Below are 20700 nucleotides of genomic sequence, written 5' to 3'. Positions count from 1 at the left end.
GATAGAGCTTCATGGGATTGATCTGGCTGGGGCTGGCCGCCGTGGCCCTGTGGGCTCTGGTGCGGCTGGGCCGTCAGACCGAGCGCGCGCGGCGCGGCCACTGGCGCATCTCGGCGACCATATTGAGCGCGGCCCTGTTGGCCGGGGCGGTGCTGGCGGCGGCGCGCGGGGCGTGGCTGATCGGCGGCGGCATGGCGCTGGCGGGCGTCTGGCTGGCGGTGCAGTCGCGCGTCAGGCCCGTCGCGCCGAAGGCTCAGCCCTCAGAGCGGATGAGCGAAGCCGAGGCGCGAGCGATCCTGGGCGTGCCTCTAGGCGCTGACGCCCAGACGGTGCAGGCCGCCTGGCGACGTCTGATGGCGCGCGCCCATCCCGATCAGGGCGGCACCGAAGGGCTGGCCGCCCGCGTCAATGCCGCGCGCGATCGCCTGCTGAAGGAGTAGGGGGCTCGGTTAGAAGCCGAGTTCGGCCTCGCCGCGCAAAATAGCCTCGGCCTGCAGGGTGTGCTTGGCCCCCGCGCGGTCGTGGACGATCAACGGCGGCAGAAGGCGCAGCGGCGCCTTGCCCGTCTTGATGGCCTGAACCAGCACCCGTTTGGCTGGCTGATCGACGTAGGGCTGGATCGGGCGAATGGCGAACGAGCCGGCCTTGGGCGCGAGCAGCGACAGGATGTCGGCCAGTCGGTCGGCGCGGTGGATGATGACGATGCGTCCGCCCTCGCGCACCGCCTTCAACAGAAACCCGGTCCATGCGGCCAGGCCGTCGTCGGCCATCCAGGCGCCGCGCTTGCCCTCTGCCGGAGCGCGCAGGGCGCCGGGGTCGTCGAAGAAGGGCGGATTGCTGACGGCCCAGTCGAACGGCGGCAGGTCCAGGGCGCGGAAGGCGTGGGCCACGTCGCCGTCCAATATGGTCGTACGCGAGGCGGCGCAGTTCAACTCGGCGTTCTGGCGGGCCAGGGCGGCGGCGGCGGCGTCGCGCTCCAGCCCGGTCAGCAGGGCCTCGGGCCGCCGCGCCGCGATCTGCATCAGCACGGCCCCGGCGCCGCAACCGGCCTCGATCACCCGTTCGCCCGGTCGGGCACCCACAGCGGCGGCCAGCAGAGCCGCATCCAGACCGGCGCGATAGCCGCGCGCCGGCTGGCGCAGGCGGACGCGTCCGCCCAGCAGGGCGGATTCCGCAACGTCGGCGGCGGTTGTAAGGGATGACTCGGCTTGACCCATCATGACGCCGCCACCATTGTGCGCCGCGTCGCGTCCGGGCAAGCGGATGCGTGTGAATTTCGGGCGAATCTCCCCCTTCGCCCCTGTGCTGAAAGAGATTTTCGTGGACGCAGCTCTCGCCGTCGCCTCCCGGCCCAAGGGCGACGTGGACGCCCTGGTTCGTCTGGCCAAGGACGACATGGCGGCGGTCGACGCCCTGATCATCGCGCGGATGCAGTCCGACGTGCCGGTGATCCCCCTGCTGGCCGAGCATCTGGTGTCGGCGGGCGGCAAGCGTCTGCGTCCTCTCCTGACTGTCGCTGCGGCCCGCGCGACGGGACAGACGGGCGATATCGAAGGCCCCAAGAAACTGGCCGCTTCGGTCGAGTTCATCCACACCGCCACCCTGCTGCATGACGATATCGTCGACGGCTCGGAGATGCGTCGGGGCAAGGTCGCGGCGCATCTGATCTGGGGCGCGGCCTCGTCGGTGCTGGTCGGCGACTTCCTGTTCGCCCGCGCGTTCGAGCTGATGGTCGAGACGGATTCGCTGCGGGCCCTGGGCATCCTGGCCACGGCGTCCAGCGTCATCGCTGAGGGCGAGGTCCTGCAACTGACGCGCGCCCACGACCTGAATCTCGATCTGGACACCTATCTGCAGATCATCCGCGCCAAGACGGCCGAGCTGTTCGCCGCCGCCGCCGAATCCGGCGCGGTCGGGGCGGGCGCCACGGATGAACAGGTCGCGGCCCTGCGTGACTACGGCATGGGCCTGGGCATCGCCTTCCAGTTGGCGGACGACGCGCTGGATTACGGCGGCGCGACCGAGACGCTGGGCAAGAACGCGGGCGACGACTTCAACGAGGGCAAGGCGACCCTGCCGCTGTTGCTGGCCGTTCAGCGGACCAAGGGAACCGAGGACCTGTTCTGGGACCGCGTCATCACCAAGGGCGACCGCAAGCCCGAGGATTTCGAGCGGGCGCGCCAGTTGATCGTCAGCAGCGGCGCCGTCGAAGCCACGCTGGATACGGCGACTGAATACGCCGACCGGGCCAAGGCCGCCTTGCAGGCGCTGCCCGCTGGGCCGTGGCGCTCGGCGCTGGAGGCCCTGGCCGACTTCGCTGTCAGCCGGGCGACCTGATGCTGGCGGCGCTTCTTGTCGCCGGGCAACTGGGCGCGCAACAGCCGCCAAGTTTTACATTGAGGCCAGAGCCGGGCGACGCCCTGAGCGCGCAGCTGTTTCGTCTGGAGCCGGGCGACCCGGGCGGTCAGGCGCGCGCCCTTCTGGGCGAGGACATGACGCGGGATGACGCGGCGCTGGCCGTCCGTTCCGTGCCGCCGTTGATCATGCTGTATCGCGAGGGCAGCCTGCCCGACGGCCCGATCGTGCTTTACGCAGGGCCCGAGGTCGAGGGCGAGCCGGACGCCGCCTGCCGACTGTCGCGCATTCCCGGCGGGGTGGTCGACAACTCGCGTCGCGCAATTGTCTGGTGCAGCGAGTTCATCCTGAAAACGGCGCCGACGTTGAACATTCCGCCGGCGCCGGTTCACTGAGAGCTTACTTCAGGCTGGCGCAGAAGCGCTGGATGCGGCGGCAGCCTTCTTCGAGCACGTCTTCCGAAGTGGCGTAGCTGATGCGGAAATAGGGGCTGAGGCCGAAGGCCGCGCCCTGGACCACGGCCACGCCCTCGGCGTTCAGCAGTTCGGCGGTGAAGGTCTCGTCATTGTCGATGACCGCGCCCGAAGGCGTCGTCTTGCCGATCAACTGCTCGATCGACGGATAGACGTAGAAGGCGCCTTCCGGCTTCGGACAACGAATGCCGTCGGCCTGATTCAGCATGGAGACGACCAGATCGCGGCGCTTCTCGAAGGCGGCGGCGCGCTCGGCCAGGAAGTCCTGCGGACCATTCAGAGCCTCGACGGCGGCCCACTGGCTGATGGAGGAGGGGTTGGAGGTGGTCTGGCTGGCGACCTTGCGCATCAGGTCGATCAGCGGCTTGGGGCCGCCCGCATAGCCGATCCGCCAGCCGGTCATGGCGTAGGCCTTGGACACCCCGTTGCAGGTCAGGGTGCGGTCGTACAGGTCCGGCGCGACCTGGGCGATGGTGACATAGTCGAAGTCGCCATAGACGAGGTGCTCATACATGTCGTCGGTCAGGATCCAGACCTGCGGATGCTTGCGCAGCACCTCGGCCAGGGCTTCCAGCTCGGCGCGAGTATAGGCCGCGCCGGTCGGGTTCGACGGGGAGTTGAGGATCAGCCATTTGGTCCTGGGCGTGATGGCCGCGTCCAGCACTTCGGGGCGCAGCTTGAAGCCGTCGGCTTCCTCGCCGATCACGGTGACGGGCTCGCCGCCGGCCAGCAGCACCATGTCCGGGTAGGACACCCAGTAGGGCGCGGGGACGATCACCTCGTCGCCCGGATTCAGGGTGGCGACGAAGGCGTTGTAGATCACCGGCTTGCCGCCCGAGGCGACGTGGATCTGATTGGTCTCGTAGGTCAGGCTGTTTTCGCGGGCGAACTTTGCGACGATGGCGGCCTTCAGCTCGGGCATGCCGTCGGCGTCGGTGTATTTCGTCTCGCCGCGCTTGATGGCTTCGATGGCCGCGGCCTTGATGTTGTCCGGGGTGTCGAAGTCCGGCTCGCCAGCGCCCAGGCCGATCACGTCGCGACCCTGGCGTTTCAGCTCGCGCGCCTGGGCGGTCACGGCCAGGGTGGCCGAAGGCTTGACGCGGGCGAGGGAGGCGGACTGAAGGCTGGACATGGCTATCCTGTCTGGAGGATGGGAAGAAAGCCGGGGAGGCGAAGGCTTGATACGCAACCCCGCAGGGCCGCACAACGTTTGTGCGCGTCCCGGACGATCAAAAGGCGATTTGGGCGAAATCTATGCGGCGAGTCGTCGATTTTCTGCTGAATATGGAGGCCAGACGGTGGCGAACCCTGGCCGTGACCCTGCTGCTGCTGGGGGGAATCGTCGCCTTGTTCGCCCTGGGCAAGACGCAGTTGGCGCTGGGGGCCGAGGATCGGCTGGAGGACTGGCTGGCGGGGTATCGCGTCGGGCCGTGGGGGCTGGTTGCGGCGGTTGTTGTTTTCACCCTGTCGGCCTTCATCGGCGTGCCGCAGTTCTTGCTGATCGCCGCCTGCGTGGTGGCGTTCGGGCCGTGGTTCGGATTCCTCTATAGCTGGATCGCCACCATCGCCTCGGCGGCCGTGACCTATTGGCTGGGGCGCGGGCCGACCGCGCGCACGCTGGAGCGGTACGGCGGCGGGACGGTCGAGCGCATCCGCAGGTTCGTCGGACGCAACGCCTTTTCGGCCAGCTTCATCATCCGCAATGTGCCCTCGGCGCCCTTCATCGTCGTGAACATGGCCTTCGGCGCCGTGCGCGCCTCGTTCCCGGCGTATCTGGCGGGGTGCGCGCTGGGCGTCCTGCCCAAGACGGCCCTGGTCGCCTTCTTCGGCGGCTCCTTCATGGCGGCGGTCAGCGGCGACGGGGTCTGGACCTCGGTGATCCTTGCGGCGGTCGCGGCCGTCTGGCTTGTATTGATGCTGGCGGTGCGTGAGTGGGTGAAGCGCCGTGAGGCTGCGCGCGGCCTGTCAGTCGATTGATCGGAGAACGACCATGCTGAAGCTCTATTACTCTCCCGGCGCTTGCGCCGTCGCCTCGCACATCGGCCTGGAAGAGGCGGGCGCCGACTATGAGATCGAGAAGATCGACCTGCGCGCCGGTCAGCAGCGGACGCCCGAATATCTGGCGATCAATCCGGCGGGCGTGACCCCGGCGCTGAAGACCTCCGAGGGCGTGATCACCCAGAATGCGGCCATCCTGGCCTATGTGGCGCAGACGCATCCGCAGGCGGGGTTGGCCGATCTGGACGACCCGTTCGCCTTTGCGCGTCTTCAGGCCGTCAACGGCTGGCTGGCCTCGTCGCTGCATCCGGCCATCGGCAAGGCGCTGTTCTCCAAGCCGCCGCTGGAAGGCGAGGCGAAGGAGGAGGCCGTGAAGGTCGCGCTGGAGAAGTACGACCTGGCTGAGAATCATCTGCTGACCGGCCCCTGGGTCCTGGGCGAAGATTATTCGATGGCGGATGGTTATCTGATGGTCTTCACGCGCTGGGCGCGTCAGGCGGGCCTGCTGGACAAGACCCGGTTCCCTAAGCTGAACGATCACCTGGACCGGGTGCAGACGCGCCCGGCCGTACAGCGCGTGCTTGAGGCCGAAGGCATTCAGGCGGTCTGACCCGCGCGCCCCTCAAGCGGGGCTGGAAAGCTTGACCGGCAAGGCTTTCAAGCCTTGCCGTGACAAGCCTGTGATCGACAAGCCATAGGCGCTTGCAATCCCCGCGGCATGAGGGCAAACGGGCCTGTAGTCGGCTCGGCGAAGACGGTCAGGACGGCTTTGCGGTCACGCGAAGCGGGGGTAGGGCGTCGCCATAGCGGACGAATGAAATTCACGCCCTTGCAGGCCCGAACTAAGCGGTAACCGACGCCCATGCTTTCACCCCTCTTCGGCATGATTTCTAATGACATCGCGATGGATCTGGGGACGGCCAACACCCTGATCTATATGCGCGGCAAGGGGATCGTCCTGAACGAGCCGTCGGTCGTCGCCCTGCGCAACGTCGGCGGCCGCAAGATCGTCCACGCTGTCGGCCTTGAGGCCAAGCAGATGCTGGGCCGGACGCCTGGCCACATGGAAGCCATCCGCCCGATGCGCGACGGCGTCATCGCCGACTTCGAAGTCGCCGAAGAGATGATCAAGCACTTCATCCGCAAGGTTCACAACCGCAAGGGTTTCGTGAATCCCAAGATGATCGTCTGCGTTCCCTCGGGCGCCACGGCGGTTGAGCGCCGCGCCATTCACGACAGCTGCCTGAACGCTTCGGCGCGCCGCGTCGGCCTGCTGCCCGAGCCGATGGCCGCCGCGATCGGCGCTGGCCTGCCGATCCACGAGCCGACCGGCTCGATGGTCGTCGACATCGGCGGCGGCACGACCGAAGTGGCCGTGCTGTCGCTGTCGGGCGTGGTCTATTCGCGCTCGGTGCGCGTCGGCGGCGACATGATGGACGACGCCATCATCGCCTATATGCGCCGCAACCATAACCTGCTGATCGGCGAGACGACCGCCGAGCGCATCAAGAAGGACATCGGCACCGCCCGCGTCCCGGCCGACGGCGAAGGCCTGTCGATCGAGGTCAAGGGCCGCGACCTGATGCAGGGCGTGCCGCGCGAAGTGAAGATGAGCGAGCGCCAGGCGGCGGAAGCCCTGGCCGAGCCGGTGGCCCAGATCGTCGAGGCCGTGAAGGTCGCGCTGGAAGCCACGCCGCCGGAGCTGGCAGCCGACATCGCCGACAAGGGCATCATGCTGACGGGCGGCGGCGCGCTGCTGCGCGGTCTGGATACCGAGATCCGCGACCACACGGGCCTGCCGGTCCAGGTGGCGGACGATCCGCTGTCGTGCGTCGCCATCGGCTGCGGCAAGGTGCTGGAGCACCCGTCGTGGATGAAGGGCGTGCTCGAGGCGTCGCTCTAAAGAACAGACTGTCCGGCCCCCGGGGGCGCCGCAGACCTGCAATGGGGCGCATCCCAACGGTCGTTTCACACACACATAGGCGGGCTTCGGCCCGCTTATTCCTAAGCTCTAGCAGGAAGGGCTGGCCGTGGCGTTTCGCGACGGACCATTCGAGAATCTGAAGGTGCCGCTGGCCTGGACGGCGGCGGTCATGGTTGTCGGCGGCATCGTCGCGGCGATCATGCTTCTGCTCGCCGATCGCCCGCCAGCCATTGCGGACGATCTTCAGCCTGCCCAGGCGGGGTTCGACGCCGCCGCTGGAACGACGGGCGGGGTGTTGGCGGCTCCCGTACGGTGGACGGGCGACGCCGTCGGCTTCGTCAAAGGCTATTTCTTCGCCGTCTCCGAGAACCGTCGCCTGCGCCGCGAACTGGCGGAGATGAGCGCATGGCGCGACGACGCCTTGGCTCTCAAGAGCCTGAACGCGCGCTACGAACAACTGCTGGGCCTGCAAACCGAACCGCCGATCGAGATGACGGCCGGGCGGGCGATCACTGATGCGCGCGGCCCCTTCGCCCGCTCGCGCCTGCTGAACGTCGGCGCCGCCAAGGGCGTGCGAATCGGCAATCCGGTTCTGAGCGAGCACGGTCTGGTCGGCCGCATCGTAGGCGCCGCCGGCGGTTACAGCCGCATGGTGCTTCTGACTGACGTCGCCTCGCGCATTCCTGTGATGGTCGAGCGAACCGACGCACGCGCCGTGCTGACCGGCGACGGCAGCCGCAGTCCGCGGCTGGACTATGTGCGAGGGCAAGGCGCGGTGCAGGACGGCGATCGCATCCTGACCTCGGGCGATGGCGGCGGGTTCCCGCGCGGCCTGCCGGTCGGCGTTGTGGCCAAGGGGGTCGACGGGTCGTGGCGGGTCAAGTTGTACAGCGATCGCACCGCCATCGACTATGTGCGGGTCCTCCTGTTCCAGGACTTCGGTCAGTTGGCTGATCAGAACGCGCTGAACGCGCCGCCGCTTTCCGGCCTGAAGACGGCGCCGCCGCCGACCGCCGCCCAGGCCGCCGCCATTCAGGATGTAGCCACGCGCCGCGCCGCCGCCGCCCAGGCCGTCGCTGAGCGTGTGCGCGCCGCCAACGCTGCGCCGCCGCCGGTTGCGGACGCCCCGCCGCTCCCGGCCGCGACCCAGCCTGCCGCACCGGCGGCTGGAAGGCCCGACGGAGGCCGCGAGTGAGACGGACGATCACCGTGCGGATGGTCGGTCCGATGCAGTGGATCGGCTACCCGGCGCTGATCGCCGCAGCCGCGACCATTCTGTTCGCCATTCCGCTGCGCCTGTTCGGCCTGACCTTGCCTGAGCCGGTCTGGCCGATGGTGCTGGCCTTCGCCTGGCCGCTGATCCGGCCGTCCATGCTGGCGCCGGTCGTGCTGTTCGGCCTTGGCCTGTTCCTGGACTTCTTCTGGGGCGGCAAGGCGGGGATGTGGGCGCTTAGCCTGTTGTTGATCTACGGCGCCATCCTGCTGACGGCGAAATATCTGGCGGGGCAGGCGACCATCGTCCTGTTCGCCCTGTATGTCGCCTCGACGGGCTTGGCGTTTGCAGTCGCCTATTTCGTGACGCTGGGCAGCCTTGGGAATGCCCCCAACCTGCTGGCTATCATGGGGCAGATGATCCCGACGCTGCTGCTCTTTCCCCTGGCCAACTGGCTGATCGAGCGTTTCGACGACGCGGACGTGCGATTCCGATGAGCAGCGAACCGCATATCTTCTTTTCCGATGTGAACGAGCGGCAGGGCTCCTTCCTGCGGCGCACCATGCTGATGGGCGGGGCGACGGCGCTGGGCGGGCTGGCCCTGGTCGGGCGGCTGGCGCACCTGCAACTGTTCAAGTCCGAAGAGTTCGCCACCCTGGCGACGCGCAACCAGTTCAACTTCCGTCAGGTCCCGCCCCCGCGCGGTCTGATCAAGGATCGCAACGGCGTCGTCATCGCCGGCAACCGGCCCAGCTTCCGCGTGCTGGTCGTGCGCGACGAGACCAAGGACCTGGACCAGACGCTGGACCTACTGGGCCAACTGCTGCCGGACACGCTGGAGCGGCGCCGCACCATCATTCGCGAGGTCAACGCCGCGCCGCGCTTCTCGCCGGTTCCGGTCAAGAGCGACCTGACCTGGGAAGAGTTCTCCAAGGTCAATCTGCACGCGGCCGAGCTGCCCGGCGTCATGGCTGACATGAACGAGGCCCGCTACTATCCGCACGGCGGCGCCTACGCCCATGTGGTCGGCTATGTGGCCAAGGTGTCGGATCGCGACGTTCAGGCGCTGCGCGACAAGGGCGAACAACCGCCCGCCATCCTGTTCAATCCGGGGTTTAGGATCGGCCGCCAAGGCCTTGAACGCTCGCTGGATCTGGACTTGCGCGGCGTCGAGGGCGGCAAGCGCGTCGAGGTCAATGCGCGCGGCCGCGTCGTAGCCGAGGACATCGCCGGATCGCGTCCGGCGGTGCAGGGCTCAGAGGTCGTTCTGACGCTGGACAACGACGTCCAGCAGCGGGCGCTCGAAGTCTTCGGCGAAGAAGCCGGAAGCATGGTGGTCATGGATGTGCGCAACGGCGACATCCTGGCGATGGTGTCGTCGCCGTCGTTCGATCCGAACCTGTTCGTGTCGGGGGTGCCGTCCAAGATCTATCGCGCCCTGGCCGACTATGAGCGCCGTCCCCTGCTGGACAAGGCGCTGAGCGGGACCTTCGCGCCGGGCTCGACGTTCAAGCCGGTCGTGGGGCTGGCGGCGATGAAGCGCGGGCTGGACCCGTCGCGGCGCATCTTCTGCGGCGGCAGCTTCTATCTGGGGCGGCGGTTCGCCTGTCTGGGGCGACACGGCGCGCTGGATTTGCGCGGGGCCATCAAGGCGTCGTGCAACGTCTACTTCATGACCCTGGCGACCGAGATGGGGCCGGACGCCATCGCCGAGACGGCGCGGGATCTGGGCTTTGGGCAGACTTTCGACATCGGCATCGGCGGCCAGAAGGCCGGGCTGGTGCCGGACCGCGAGTGGCGCCGCAGGAATCCGGTGCGCGGCGATACGAAATGGTACCCGGGCGAGAACCCCAGCTATGGCATCGGCCAGGGCGCGCTGACGGTGAACGCTCTACAACTGGCGGTATATACGGCGCGGGTGGCCAATGGACGCAAGGCGGTGACGCCGCGCTTGATCAAGTCGATCGGCGGGGTGGAGCAGGGCGGCAGCGCCTTCGCCGATCTGCCCTACACGCCCGAGATGCTGCAGGTGTTGCGCGACGGCATGGAGGCGGTGACCGCCGCCGGGGGCACGGGCTTCCGCAACAGCCAGCTGGGGTTGGGCACGGTCAAGATGGCGGGCAAGACCGGCACGGCCCAGGCGCGCAACTATGGTTCCGGGTCGCGCAAGGGGGCGGGGCGTCCGTGGGACCAGAAGGACCACAACCTGTTCGTCGCCTATGCGCCGACCGACAACCCGCGCTACGCCGTCTCGGTTATCGTCCAGCATGGCGGTCTGGGCGGGGGCACGGCCGGGGCGCCGCGCGCGCGTGAAGCGATGAAGGTGGCCCTGCTCAAGGACCCCGAAATCCGCGCCCGCATCGAATCGGCCGGTTTTGAGGCTCAGGAGGACGCCGGCGTCCGCGAAGCGGAGGCCAGAGGCGAGCCCATCGACAACGGCGATGCCGACCCCGGCGCCGCCGTCGCCCCGCCGCCGTTGACGGAGCCCGGACAATGACCGCTTCCGCCCTGACCCGCCCCGGCGAACGCGACCGCTTGTCCACCAAGTTCGCAGAGCTGGACTGGCGCATCATCGGCCTGCTGTGCATCCTGGCCGGGATCGGCACGGCCATGCTTTATTCCATTGCGGGGGGTCACTGGCAGCCGTGGGCGGCCAAGCATCTGATCCGCTTCGGGGTCTTGCTGGCCGGCATGCTCGCATTGGCCATGGTCCACCCGAAGTGGTGGTTCCACGCGGCCTATCCCGTCTATGGCGTCCTGCTGTTCATGGTGATGCTGGTTGAGTTCACCCCGCTGGGGTACGTGGCGGGCGGCGCCAAGAACTGGCTGCACCTGGGCTTCATCCGCATTCAGCCTGCCGAGTTCGTCAAGATCGGCCTCGTGCTGGCCCTGGCGCGCTGGTACCACGGACATTCGGCTCAGGACGCGCGCTGGTCGTGGAAGCTGTTGTTTCCGGCCGGGATTATCGGTGTTCCCTTCATTTTGGTGGCCAAGCAGCCGGACCTCGGCTCGGCCATGATCATCGGCCTGACCGGGGCGGTGATGATGTTCATGGCGGGGTTGAGCTGGCGCGTGATCGGCGCAGGCGTCGCCGCCGCCGTGGCCGTGATCCCGCCCTTCGTCATGTTCGGCATGCACGACTATCAGCGCAACCGGGTCCTGACCTTCCTGAACCCGGAAGCCGACCCCTCGGGCACGGGCTACAACATCATCCAGTCCAAGATCGCCCTGGGTTCGGGCGGATTGATGGGCAAGGGCTATGGCCTGGGCAGTCAGAGCCAGCTGGAATTCCTGCCGGAACGCCACACGGACTTCATCTTCTCGACGGTGTCGGAAGAGTTCGGCTTCATCGGCTCGTTCACCGTGCTGGCCTGCTATGTGGCGCTGATCCTGATTTCGTTGCGGATCGCGGCGCTGTCGCACAGCCATTTCGGTCGTCTGAGCGCGGCGGGCATGACGGCCTTCGTGGCCCTGTTCATGCTCATCAACGGGGCGATGGTGATGGGGCTGGCGCCGGTCGTCGGCGTGCCTATGCCGATGCTGTCCTATGGGGGATCGTCGATGATGACGGTGATGGTCGGCTTCGGCCTGATCCTGTCGACGCGCGTGCACCGCTATGTCGAACTGCCGAAGGGGCAGGGGCTGTTCTGATCGCCCGGCCGCGTTAGGCTGAGCAGATGACTGAACACACGCCTGACAAACCCGCCGCCGCCGAGACCCCCAAGGCCGATCCCGCCATGTTCTCGGACTGCGGCGACACGCCCTGTCCGCAGCCCGTGCTGACGGATCCTCAGAACGAGGCGGCCGCCCTGGCTGAGGGCGTGCGGATGCGGGATAATCCGGCGGAATGGGCCTTTGTCCGCCTGTCCAAGCTGATCGAGGAATTCGAGGCCAATCTCGACAAGGACGAGGAGATCGGCGCGCGCGTGGTCGGCCTGCCGGGCGACGGGACGATGCAGATCGTGGACGTCGGCTTCTGGGGGCCGGACCTGATTATGTTTTTCGGCCGCAACGCCGACGGCAAGCCAGTGCGTCTGATCCAGCACTATAGCCAGATCAACGTTGTGCTCAGCGCGGTGAAGAAGCCAGAGGAGCGCGAGGCGCGCCGCATCGGCTTCCAGCTCAACGAGATGGTGCAGAAGACCACCCCGAAACCGGCGGGCTGATCGTGTCGCGCGACGCAGCCGTCCTTCGGGCTTAAAGGGCCGCCGCCCAGTCGGTGGCGCGGATCAGGCTGTCGATGATGCCGGGTTCGGACGAGGCGTGGCCGGCGTCGCCGATGATGTCCAGCTTGGCCTCGGGCCAGGCGCGGTGGAGAGACCAGGCGCTCGAGATCGGCGTCACCACGTCAAAGCGCCCCTGTGCGATCCAGCACGGGATATGGCGGATGGTCCCGATGTTTTCGAGGATCCAGTTCTCGCTGTCCATGAAGCCGCCATTGGTGAAGTACCAGTTCTCGATCCGGGCGAAGGCGACGGCGAACTCGGGATCGGCGAACTTGTCTGGCTTGCCGGACGGCCCTTGGATGCTGACGGTTTCGCCTTCCCAGGTGGCCCACGCGACGGCGCAGCGGTTCCGCTCCTCAATGTCGTCGCCGGTCAGACGCTTGTAATAGGCAGCCATCAGGTCGCCGCGCTCAGCCTCGGGGATCGGGGCCAGGAAGCGTTCCCAGGCGTCCGGGAAGATCATCGAGGCGCCGTCCTGATAGAACCAGTGCAGTTCCTTCTTGGTCAGCAGGAAAATGCCGCGCAGCACCAGCGCCAGACAGCGATCCGGGTGTTTGATGGCGTAGGTCATCGACAGGGTCGAACCCCACGACCCGCCGAACACGACCCATTTGTCGATGCCCAGCTTCTCGCGCAGGCGCTCGATATCGGCGACCAGGTCCCAGGTGGTGTTGTTTTCCAGCGAGGCGTTGGGTCGCGACAGGCCGCAGCCGCGCTGGTCGAACATGACGATGCGGTATTTGGCCGGGTCGAAATAGCGACGCATCCCCGGATTGACCGCCCCGCCGGGGCCGCCGTGCAGGACAATGACCGGCACGCCGTGCGGATTGCCGCTTTCCTCGTAGTAGATCTCGTGGACGCTGTCGGTCGGCATCCAGCCCGAGGCGTAGGCTTCGATCTCGGGGTAGAGGTCACGGCGGGACGTGTCGTTCACGGAAAACATGCTGGGACCCTGTTCTGCTTGTAACTAGGCGTTGTTGGGTGCGGACTTGAGGGCGGCGGCGACCACCAGGCACCAGCCCGCGATCATCATGACGCCGCCGATCGGGGCGACGGCCCCCATGACGGGCAGGCTGAGCAGTCCGATCATGGCCAGGGCGAGACAGAAGATCAGCCCCCCGGCGCTCGCCAGCCATCCAGCGAGACGCGCCAGCCGCCCGCCGCCCCTCCACAACGCCAGCGCCACCGCCAGGACCGCATGGACCATCTGATACTGGCCCCCCGTGGTCAGCAGGGTTTTGACGGCGGGCGCCGCGCCATGGGCTGCGAAGGCGCCCAGCGCCACAGCCATGGCGCCGTTGAACCCGGCGAAGACGAGGAGGTTGCGGTCGGGACTCATCACTTATGTCTAGACCACAAAATGGGGGAAGTCTGCTATGGCGCGCCATGACGTCCGCCCCGCGCCTGGCCTTGCAATACATCCTCCTGTTCGGCGCCAGCGGCGTGACGCTGCCGTTCGCCGGACTGTGGTTTCGCAGCCAGGGACTGAGCGGAGCGCAGATCGGCGTCCTGTTGGCCATTCCCATGCTGGCTCGCGCGCTGACGGGGCCGTTGATCGCCGTCTGGGCCGACGGTTTCAGGCGCCGGCGCACCCCGATCGCCCTGCTGGGGCTGGCGATGGCGGTCGGTTACGGCGGGGCGGGGCTGGTGCAGGGGATCATCCCGTGGGCGCTCTTCTGGCTGGTCGGGGCGACCGCTGCGGCCGCGTTGATCCCGCTCAGCGACGTGCTCACCCTTAAGGTCGCGGGACGAGAGGGCTTTGCATTCTCCCTGCCGCGCGGGTGCGGCTCGGCGGCCTTTGTCGTGGCCAATGTCGCTATGGGCTGGCTGCTGACGCGGATGTCGGCGGATGTGGTGATCGTCTGGGCGGTGGCGGCGTCGTTGCTGATCGCCGTGGCGGCGTGGCGCATCCTGCCCGATGAACCGGTGGGCCAAGACGGGCCGCTGTCGGGGTTCGAGCGGTTTCGCGGATTGGGGCGTCTGGCGGCGGACCCGGTGTTCATGACCGCCATCTTCGCCGTGGGGGCGGTGCAGGCGGCGCACGCCTTCTACTACGGCTTCTCCGCTATCCTGTGGCGGGCGCAGGGCGTGGCCGAAAGCATGACGGGCCTGCTGTGGGCCTTTTCCGTCCTGGTCGAGATCGGCTTCATGTGGGTGGTCGAGCCGTGGCGCCGCAGGCGGGGTATCGGGCCCTGGTTCATGCTGGCGCTGGGCGCGGGGGCGGCGGTGCTGCGCTGGTCTGTCATGGCCTTTGCGCCCCCGCTGTGGCTGCTGTGGCCGTTGCAGACGCTGCACGCCCTGACGTTTGCGGCCACCTATCTGGCGGGCGTGCAGATCGTCGAGCGCCTGTGTCCGCCCGATAGCCATACGGCGGCGCAGACTCTGAGCTCGGCCCTGTCGGCGGGGGTGCTGATCGGTCTGGCGACCCTGGCCAGCGGGCCGCTGTACGACGCCTTTGGTTCGCGCGCCTATCTCAGCATGGCCGGACTGGCGCTGGTCGGCGGAGTGACGGGAGTGCTGTTGGCGCGACGGTTGGGCGGCTCAGGCCGCGCTTGAGCGGGGCAGGGGCGTGAGGTGACGCGCCATCGCCGAGGCGACGGCCTTGATGGCGGTGCGCATGGCCTCTTCAGTCGCGCCGTCGGGCGCGCGCAGCAGGCCGATGGAGGGCGAGTTCAGGCTGTCCGGCAGGTCGGCGAGGGCGCGGTAAAGAATGTAGCTGCCCGCGTCCTCTTCAGCGTCGGAGGCGGCGATGGCCGGCAGCCCTGTAGCCGTCAGATCGCGCAGCATCTCGGCCACGGGGGCGGTGACGCGCGCCACGCCTGGGCCGGTCTCATCCAGTCGGCCAGAGCCCTCTAGACGCCGGTTCTCGGCCCGCATCTGCAGGCGGAAAGGCCCGGGATGGCTGGTGCGGCCGATCAGCAGCAGGCCGGCGCAGTCCTGGTCTTTCAGCGCGACGATCAGACGGCCGGCCAGGGCTTGGGCGTCCCTGTCGCCCCGGATCGGCTGGGTGCGGGCGCCCGGCGGGCTCCAAGGCTCGCCGGACAGGTCCTCGACCAGATCCCAGGTGGGGTAATCCGGATTCCACACGCAGATGGCGAGGGCGGGGCGTCGATCAGGACGGGCGCGGGAATCCGTGTCCACCAAGGGGCGTGGCTCCTGTACGTCGGGATGGCGCTAGGTCCGGCGAGCGTGCCGGTAAAATCGTTGTGAGGTCAAGCCTGAGCTGATCTCTCAGCTCAAGTCGCCGACGGCGGCGTCCAGCAGCATGAAGGCGCGGCCTTCGTCCGTGGCCAGCCGGGCCTGAATGTCATGGGCGTCGCCGCGCTCGGCCTGGAGCTTTAGGCCATGGGCGAACGCGCGGACATAGGCTTCGGCGTCGGCGCGCAAGCCGTCGTCGCTCAGCACACGGCGCGAGACGCTGCGGACGGCGGCGGGCGCCACCCGGCGGACGATCTGGCGCGCGCGCGCGGGATCGCGGGCGGCGAACGCCTGGGCCGTCTCCTCGATGCGGGGCCGCGGCAACAGGGCGTTGGGGTCCACGCCCATGCGCCGGATGGCGTCGGTGATGCGCGAAGCCAGGGCGTCGATCTCGTCGGGCGAGCCGATCGGCGCCGGGCTGGTCGCCGCCAGCGCCGGGCCGCTTGCGGTCAGGTCGCTCCAGTCCAGATCGGCGGCGGGCGCGTCCCGGAGGGGCGGCGCTGCGGGCGTCGTATCCCGGGGCGGCTGCGCGGTCCGGACGGGCGGCGCGGCCGGGATCGCTTCGATGTCTCTTTCAGGCGCGGCTTGGGGGCGCAGGCGACCGCGCAGGCCGTCCTGCGGTTGCTCAGGGGACCGCTCGGACATGGCCGCTTGGCTCAAGGGGCGGCGTCGGCCGCCTTCGCCGGACACGGCGCCCATCAGGCGCACGGCCTCGGTCAGCATGTCGTAGTTGCGACGCACGCGCTCCTGGAAGCCGCTTTCCAACGCCTCTGTGTCTTCGGCCGCCTTGCGCGAGGCGGCGCTCAGGGCGGTGAGGCCGTTCTCGACGGCCGCCCGAACCGATTCCACGCGGCTTTGCGCCTCCAGCGGCAGGCGGCTGGCGCGCTCGTCCATGTCGGCCACGGCCTGTTCGACCTGGCTCAGGGCCTCTGTAACGCGGGTCAGGGTGGCCTGAAGGCTATCGATCAGGCGCTCGCCCGTTTGGTCCACCATTTCAGCGGTCTGGCCGATGATGCGGCGTGCGCCTTCGATGCGCGCCTCGGCGGCGGCGTCGGCCTGCTGGGCGGCGTCAAACAGGGATTCCCCCAGGCGGTCGGCGCGGATCTGCGCCTGCTCGATGGCTTTCTCGGCCGCCTGACGCTGCGCGTCGGCTGTGGCCTGAAGCGCCTCAAGCGCGCGGCGCGTCTCTTCGACCAGCAGATCGCGGGAGTCGGCGGACAGCGCCTCGAACCGGTCTAGGGCGAGTTTGGTGGCGTGGTCGAAGCCATCGGCCTCGCGCTGGGACATCTGCACCAGGGCCTGGAACTGATCGACCACGGCCTCGACCTGGGCCTTGATGGCGTTGGCGGCTTCTTCGCCCTTCAGGTTCAGCTCGTCGGCGGCGGTGCGGCTCTGGGACAGGTGATCCAGAAGCTGGGCGCGCTGGCTCTCCACCTGAGCCGAGAAGTCTTCCTGATCGGTGCGCAGAGCGTAGGCCGCGGTGACCAGGGCGGCGCGCTGCTGTCCCAAGCCTTCCTCGACCGACTGAATCTGCTCGGCGACGCCCGTACCGGCGGTTTCCAGCCGGATGGTCTGGCGGGCCAGATCGTCGGCGGCGGCGCGGGCGGCGTCCTGCGCCTCGCTGGCGGCGGCGGCCAGGTCGGCGGCGCGGGCGGCCAGGGCGGCTTCGGCCTCGCGCAGCTGCGTCTGAGCCAGATCAGAGGCGTCGGCCACCATGCGCGACTGGCGTTCGACCGTTTCGACCACCTTTGAGGCCTGGGTTTCCAGACGGCCGCTGAGGCCGTGCATCTGTTCGCGCTCGGCCGACATCTTTTCGGTCAGTTGGCGGGCCGTGCCGCCGGCGCGTTCGGCCGCCTCGTTCAGCAGGGCGGTTTCCTTGGCTAGGGCCTCGCGCAACAGGGCCATGTCGTTGCGCGCGCGTTCGGCGGCCTGGGCGGCCAGCTCGATATCGCCGCGCAGACCGGTCAGCACCTGGCCGGCTTCGTTGGCGGCCAGGGCCGTCGGCGCGACCAGGGCGTTCGCCATCTCGCGGGCGCGCTGGGTCTCTTGGGCCAGACCGGCGCCCTGACGCACGGCGTGGGCCAGCAGGATAGACAGGCCGACCGGCGCTAACAGGATCAGCGCGTAGACCGCCAGGCGCAGCGGATCCAGCTCCATCATGCCGGAGCCGAGTTCATAGGCGAACCAGGACGCCAGTCCGCCGACCCACAGGGCCGAGGCCAGGCCGGCGATCAGATAGGCGTGATTGCCGCCGCTTTTGGCCGGTTTGCTGCGAGGGGCCGCTGGCACGGTGAGGGGCGTGGATTCGACGGTGGCGGGCGGCGCGTCGGCGGACTCGCCGAGGATGGCTAGGGTGCGCGCTGCTTTTTCCGCCTCAGCGGCGCGCTGTTCGGCGATCGCTTGCTGCTCGGCCAGGCGACGACGCTGACGCTCGGACATCGGGCGTGGAGGGGCCGCCGCATGCTGAGGCATCGCGTCGGGTGCGACCGCATCGGCCAGCGAGTCGGGCGTGACGGCGGAAGCCTCGTCCTCGAGGGCGGGCTCGGGGTCGGTCAGGTTGAGCGGCGGCCGAGGGCGGGATTTCATGGGCGTCGATCTCGATTACTGGTCGCCTGGAGACGCGGGCGAGGTCGTGTGCGGAGCGACCCTAACGACTGTAACGAGAAGCGAAAAGGCTGGAGGGCGTATTATCCGGTCTGAAGCAGCGGCTTCACTGAGCCTAAGCTGTGGATCAGCAGGAGGCCGGGGCGTTGACCTGAATGTGGGTGGACGGGGCGTCGCCGCACTTCTTTTCGACCCGGTGGATCTCGCCGTCCGACTTCTTCGTCGGGCTGAGATCGACGCCGAACTGCGACAGCGCGACTGCGGCGAGCAGTGCGATGAGGCCGATCACCATTTCGATCAGAGCTTGCATGGCGGCCATAATGACAGATCACGGTTCCGGCGACAATGCGGCGAAGTGAAGGAGCGTCGCCATTGACCGTGCTGATGCGAAAATGGAACGATCTGCGGCCGCTCGACCTCTGCTGTAGAGGCCGCGCATCAAGCCGTCACGCGAATCGGCCATCGGAGGGTCATGGGGCCAGATCGTTCTTATGAAGCCAGTCTGATCGAGCCAGGTCCGGGCGTGTGGCGGTCTGCGCCTGCGCATCGTTTCGCGCCGCTGATGGAGAACAAGGCCTATTTCGACGCCTTGTCCTCGGCGCTGCACAAGGCGAAACGGTCGATCCTGATTCTGGGCTGGCAGTTCGATCCCCGCACGCGGCTCGATCCGGAGGGGCCGCTGACCGACCGCCGGGCCGAGATCGGTCATCAGTTAAAGGCCCTGGTGCGGCAAAAACCGGACCTGGACGTACGCCTGCTGATCTGGCGCTCGCCCCTGCTGATCGCCGCGTCGCAGGGCTTCTATCCGCACAAGGCCCAGAGGTGGTTCCGCCGCCGGATCGTGGAGTTCCGGCTCGACGGTCCTGGCATCCTGGGCGCCTGCCATCATCAGAAGGTGGTGGTGATCGACAATCAGATCGCCTTCTGCGGGGGCGGCGACATCTCGACCGATCGCTGGGACACCGAGGAGCATTTCTCGGGCGATCCGCGCCGGTGCGAGCCGACCGGCGTCATTCCGGCCCCGAGGCATGAGGTGATGTGCGTGCTGGACGGACCGGCGGCGCAGAACCTGGGCGACCTGGCGCGCGAACGCTGGCGGCGGGCGACGGGCGAGGTGCTGGAAATCTCCCCGCCGCGCGACGGCGACGCCTGGCCCGATGGCGTCGAGCCGACGCTGCATGATGTTCCGGTCGCCATATCCCGCACGGAACCGCAGGTCCGGGGCCGATCTGAGGTGCGCGAGAACGAGGCCCTGCACCTGCAGGCCATCCGGCAAGCGCGGTCGCTGATCTATATGGAGAACCAGTATTTCACCTCGCCCCTGCTGGCGGCGGCGCTGGCCGAGCGTCTGGCCGAGCCGGACGGCCCTGAGGTGGTGCTGGTCTCCACCGGGCGCAGCCCCAGCTGGTTCGACGGCCTGACGATGGATACGGCGCGGGCCGAGGTGCTGTATCGCCTGGAGCAGGCGGACCGTCACGACCGCTTCACCGCCTTTTACCCCGTGACCGACGAGGGCGAGCGGATCATCGTCCACGCCAAGATGACCATCATAGACGACAAACTGCTGCGGATCGGCTCCAGCAACCTGAACAACCGCTCGATGGGGCTGGATACGGAATGCGATGTAGCCGTCGAGGCGCAGACGGATCAGCAGCGCGATGTGATCCGGCGCTTTCGCCGCCGCTCGCTGGGCCATTTCATCGGCGTCTCGGGCGAGGCCTTCGCCGAGGCGGAAACCCTGCTGGGCTCGGTCGGCAAGGCGATCCAGACCTTTGGCCAGGAGCGGATGAAGCCGCTGGGCGCCGCTGAGCCGACGCGCGTAGAGCGGATGTTCGCCGAGTGGCAGTTCGGCGACCCGATGGCGGCGACCGACGCCTGGCGGCCGTGGAAGCGGTTGAACCGCTCGCATCGCACTCGCCCGCAGTCCGAGGGCGGTCAGGCGCCAGGCTGAGACTCGATCTCGAAGTCGATGACCAGAGGCAGATGGTCTGACGCCGCTCGGGCCAGAGGCGAGTTCGGGGTGCTGGCGCCCGTCACGCGGATCTCTCGGCTGACGAAGCAGTGGTCGATGCGAATGGCCGGAAAGCTGGACGGGAAGGTTTTGATCGAAGGCCTCAGCCCCAGGCGTCGCTGAGCGTCGTCCAGCCGGCGCGCCAAGGCTTGGTAGGGGCGGGTGATGGAGGTGGCGTTGAAGTCGCCGGTCAGGATGGTCGGCCCCTGACACATCGGATCGCCCAACCAGTCGCGGCCGATAAGGGCGGCGGTTTGAAGCCTCTGCTCGCGGGGAACGAGCCCCAGGTGGGTGTTCAGGATGTTGACGATCACCCCGTCGAAATCGACGGCAGACCACAGGGCGCCGCGCGGCTCCAGCCCCTTGATGCCGCGTAGGGTGGGCAGAGCGGCGGCGCGCACCAGCCGCTCTGGCCTATGAGTCAGGATGGCGTCGCCATAAAGCTCGGCCTCGACCTTCATGGCGGGATGGAATTGCACGCTCATAGCCAGGTGTTGAGCGATGGCGCTGGCCTGATCGACATGGCCTGTGCGGGCGCGGCCGACATCCAGTTCCTGCAGGCAGACGACGTCAGGCTCATACTCGGCGATGACATCGGCGATGCGTTTCACGTCCAGCTTTCGGTCGACGCCGACGCAGCGATGGACGTTGTAGGTCAGAAGTCTCGGCATGGATTCCTTGCCCGCAATCGCAGCGAC

General features: G+C 68.2%; 21 protein-coding genes. 13 read left to right on the top strand and 8 right to left on the bottom strand.

What is annotated here, in order from left to right; all coding sequences use genetic code 11:
- Nucleotides 1-11: 11 nt before the first annotated feature.
- Complete coding sequence (locus DA69_RS06410) at nt 12-440, top strand: molecular chaperone DnaJ (RefSeq protein WP_025976781.1); 429 nt, start codon at nt 12-14, stop codon at nt 438-440.
- Between the two features lie 9 nt (nt 441-449).
- On the opposite strand, the gene DA69_RS06405 is transcribed toward DA69_RS06410, so the two are convergent.
- Nucleotides 450-1220 (bottom strand): tRNA1(Val) (adenine(37)-N6)-methyltransferase, encoded by a 771-nt coding sequence (locus DA69_RS06405; RefSeq protein ID WP_025976782.1) that lies wholly within the window; start codon nt 1218-1220, stop codon nt 450-452.
- A gap of 142 nt (nt 1221-1362) precedes the next feature.
- On the opposite strand from DA69_RS06405, the gene DA69_RS06400 reads away from it, so the two are divergent.
- Both DA69_RS06400 and DA69_RS06395 read left to right on the top strand, forming a co-directional pair.
- Nucleotides 1363-2337 (top strand): polyprenyl synthetase family protein, encoded by a 975-nt coding sequence (locus tag DA69_RS06400; protein ID WP_025976783.1) that lies wholly within the window; start codon nt 1363-1365, stop codon nt 2335-2337.
- On the top strand, nt 2337-2750 hold the full coding sequence (locus DA69_RS06395) for a hypothetical protein (RefSeq protein WP_025976784.1): 414 nt from the start codon (nt 2337-2339) through the stop codon (nt 2748-2750). Before DA69_RS06400 ends, DA69_RS06395 begins: the two co-directional genes overlap by 1 nt.
- Before the next feature lie 4 nt (nt 2751-2754).
- On the opposite strand, the gene DA69_RS06390 is transcribed toward DA69_RS06395, so the two are convergent.
- Nucleotides 2755-3960 carry a pyridoxal phosphate-dependent aminotransferase gene (locus DA69_RS06390; RefSeq protein ID WP_025976785.1) on the bottom strand — a complete coding sequence of 402 codons (1206 nt, stop codon included), beginning with the start codon at nt 3958-3960 and terminating at the stop codon, nt 2755-2757.
- A 122-nt stretch (nt 3961-4082) separates the two neighbouring features.
- On the opposite strand from DA69_RS06390, the gene DA69_RS06385 reads away from it, so the two are divergent.
- From DA69_RS06385 to DA69_RS06350, 8 genes are all read left to right on the top strand, one after another.
- Nucleotides 4083-4805, top strand: coding sequence for a TVP38/TMEM64 family protein (locus DA69_RS06385; protein WP_025976786.1), 723 nt, complete (start codon nt 4083-4085; stop codon nt 4803-4805).
- Nucleotides 4806-4818: 13 nt separating this feature from the next.
- Entirely contained in the window at nt 4819-5436 is a 618-nt protein-coding gene (locus tag DA69_RS06380) for a glutathione S-transferase family protein (RefSeq protein WP_025976787.1), read from the top strand.
- A 252-nt stretch (nt 5437-5688) separates the two neighbouring features.
- Complete coding sequence (locus DA69_RS06375) at nt 5689-6729, top strand: rod shape-determining protein (RefSeq protein WP_003168146.1); 1041 nt, start codon at nt 5689-5691, stop codon at nt 6727-6729.
- A 127-nt stretch (nt 6730-6856) separates the two neighbouring features.
- Entirely contained in the window at nt 6857-7945 is a 1089-nt protein-coding gene (mreC, locus tag DA69_RS06370; protein ID WP_025976788.1) for a rod shape-determining protein MreC, read from the top strand.
- A gap of 20 nt (nt 7946-7965) precedes the next feature.
- Nucleotides 7966-8460 (top strand): hypothetical protein, encoded by a 495-nt coding sequence (locus tag DA69_RS06365; RefSeq protein WP_029972406.1) that lies wholly within the window; start codon nt 7966-7968, stop codon nt 8458-8460.
- Complete coding sequence (gene mrdA, locus DA69_RS06360) at nt 8457-10460, top strand: penicillin-binding protein 2 (RefSeq protein ID WP_025976790.1); 2004 nt, start codon at nt 8457-8459, stop codon at nt 10458-10460. Before DA69_RS06365 ends, mrdA begins: the two co-directional genes overlap by 4 nt.
- On the top strand, nt 10457-11614 hold the full coding sequence (gene rodA, locus DA69_RS06355) for a rod shape-determining protein RodA (protein WP_025976791.1): 1158 nt from the start codon (nt 10457-10459) through the stop codon (nt 11612-11614). The genes mrdA and rodA overlap by 4 nt, the downstream gene beginning before the upstream one ends.
- A 26-nt stretch (nt 11615-11640) precedes the next feature.
- A complete protein-coding gene (locus DA69_RS06350; protein WP_025976792.1) occupies nt 11641-12129 on the top strand; it encodes a DUF6173 family protein in 489 nt (162 codons plus the stop codon).
- Between the two features lie 31 nt (nt 12130-12160).
- On the opposite strand, the gene pip is transcribed toward DA69_RS06350, so the two are convergent.
- A complete protein-coding gene (gene pip / locus DA69_RS06345; protein ID WP_025976793.1) occupies nt 12161-13132 on the bottom strand; it encodes a prolyl aminopeptidase in 972 nt (323 codons plus the stop codon).
- Nucleotides 13133-13156: 24 nt separating this feature from the next.
- Nucleotides 13157-13528, bottom strand: coding sequence for a DUF423 domain-containing protein (locus DA69_RS06340; protein ID WP_025976794.1), 372 nt, complete (start codon nt 13526-13528; stop codon nt 13157-13159).
- A 47-nt stretch (nt 13529-13575) separates the two neighbouring features.
- Between DA69_RS06340 and DA69_RS06335 the strand changes: the two genes are divergently transcribed.
- Nucleotides 13576-14745: an MFS transporter gene (locus tag DA69_RS06335; protein ID WP_025976795.1), complete on the top strand. Its 1170-nt coding sequence runs from the start codon at nt 13576-13578 to the stop codon at nt 14743-14745.
- Here the strand turns inward: DA69_RS06335 and DA69_RS06330 are convergent.
- From DA69_RS06330 to DA69_RS06320, 3 genes are all read right to left on the bottom strand, one after another.
- Nucleotides 14731-15330 (bottom strand): hypothetical protein, encoded by a 600-nt coding sequence (locus DA69_RS06330; RefSeq protein WP_235599246.1) that lies wholly within the window; start codon nt 15328-15330, stop codon nt 14731-14733. The two genes, DA69_RS06335 and DA69_RS06330, sit on opposite strands and share 15 nt — an antisense overlap.
- Nucleotides 15331-15420: 90 nt before the next feature.
- Nucleotides 15421-17973: a hypothetical protein gene (locus tag DA69_RS06325; protein ID WP_025976797.1), complete on the bottom strand. Its 2553-nt coding sequence runs from the start codon at nt 17971-17973 to the stop codon at nt 15421-15423.
- A 145-nt stretch (nt 17974-18118) separates the two neighbouring features.
- The gene (locus DA69_RS06320) at nt 18119-18310 is read right to left on the bottom strand and encodes a hypothetical protein (RefSeq protein ID WP_029972408.1); all 192 of its coding nucleotides are present in this window, start codon (nt 18308-18310) and stop codon (nt 18119-18121) included.
- 153 nt (nt 18311-18463) lie between these two features.
- On the opposite strand from DA69_RS06320, the gene DA69_RS06315 reads away from it, so the two are divergent.
- Nucleotides 18464-19942 (top strand): phospholipase D-like domain-containing protein, encoded by a 1479-nt coding sequence (locus tag DA69_RS06315; RefSeq protein WP_025976799.1) that lies wholly within the window; start codon nt 18464-18466, stop codon nt 19940-19942.
- On the opposite strand, the gene DA69_RS06310 is transcribed toward DA69_RS06315, so the two are convergent.
- Complete coding sequence (locus tag DA69_RS06310) at nt 19927-20673, bottom strand: endonuclease/exonuclease/phosphatase family protein (RefSeq protein WP_025976800.1); 747 nt, start codon at nt 20671-20673, stop codon at nt 19927-19929. The two genes, DA69_RS06315 and DA69_RS06310, sit on opposite strands and share 16 nt — an antisense overlap.
- Nucleotides 20674-20700 lie beyond the last annotated feature (27 nt).

The sequence above is a fragment of the Brevundimonas naejangsanensis genome, from assembly GCF_000635915.2.
GTDB classification, from domain to species: domain Bacteria; phylum Pseudomonadota; class Alphaproteobacteria; order Caulobacterales; family Caulobacteraceae; genus Brevundimonas; species Brevundimonas sanguinis.
This window is presented reverse-complemented; position numbering and strand designations above follow the sequence as displayed.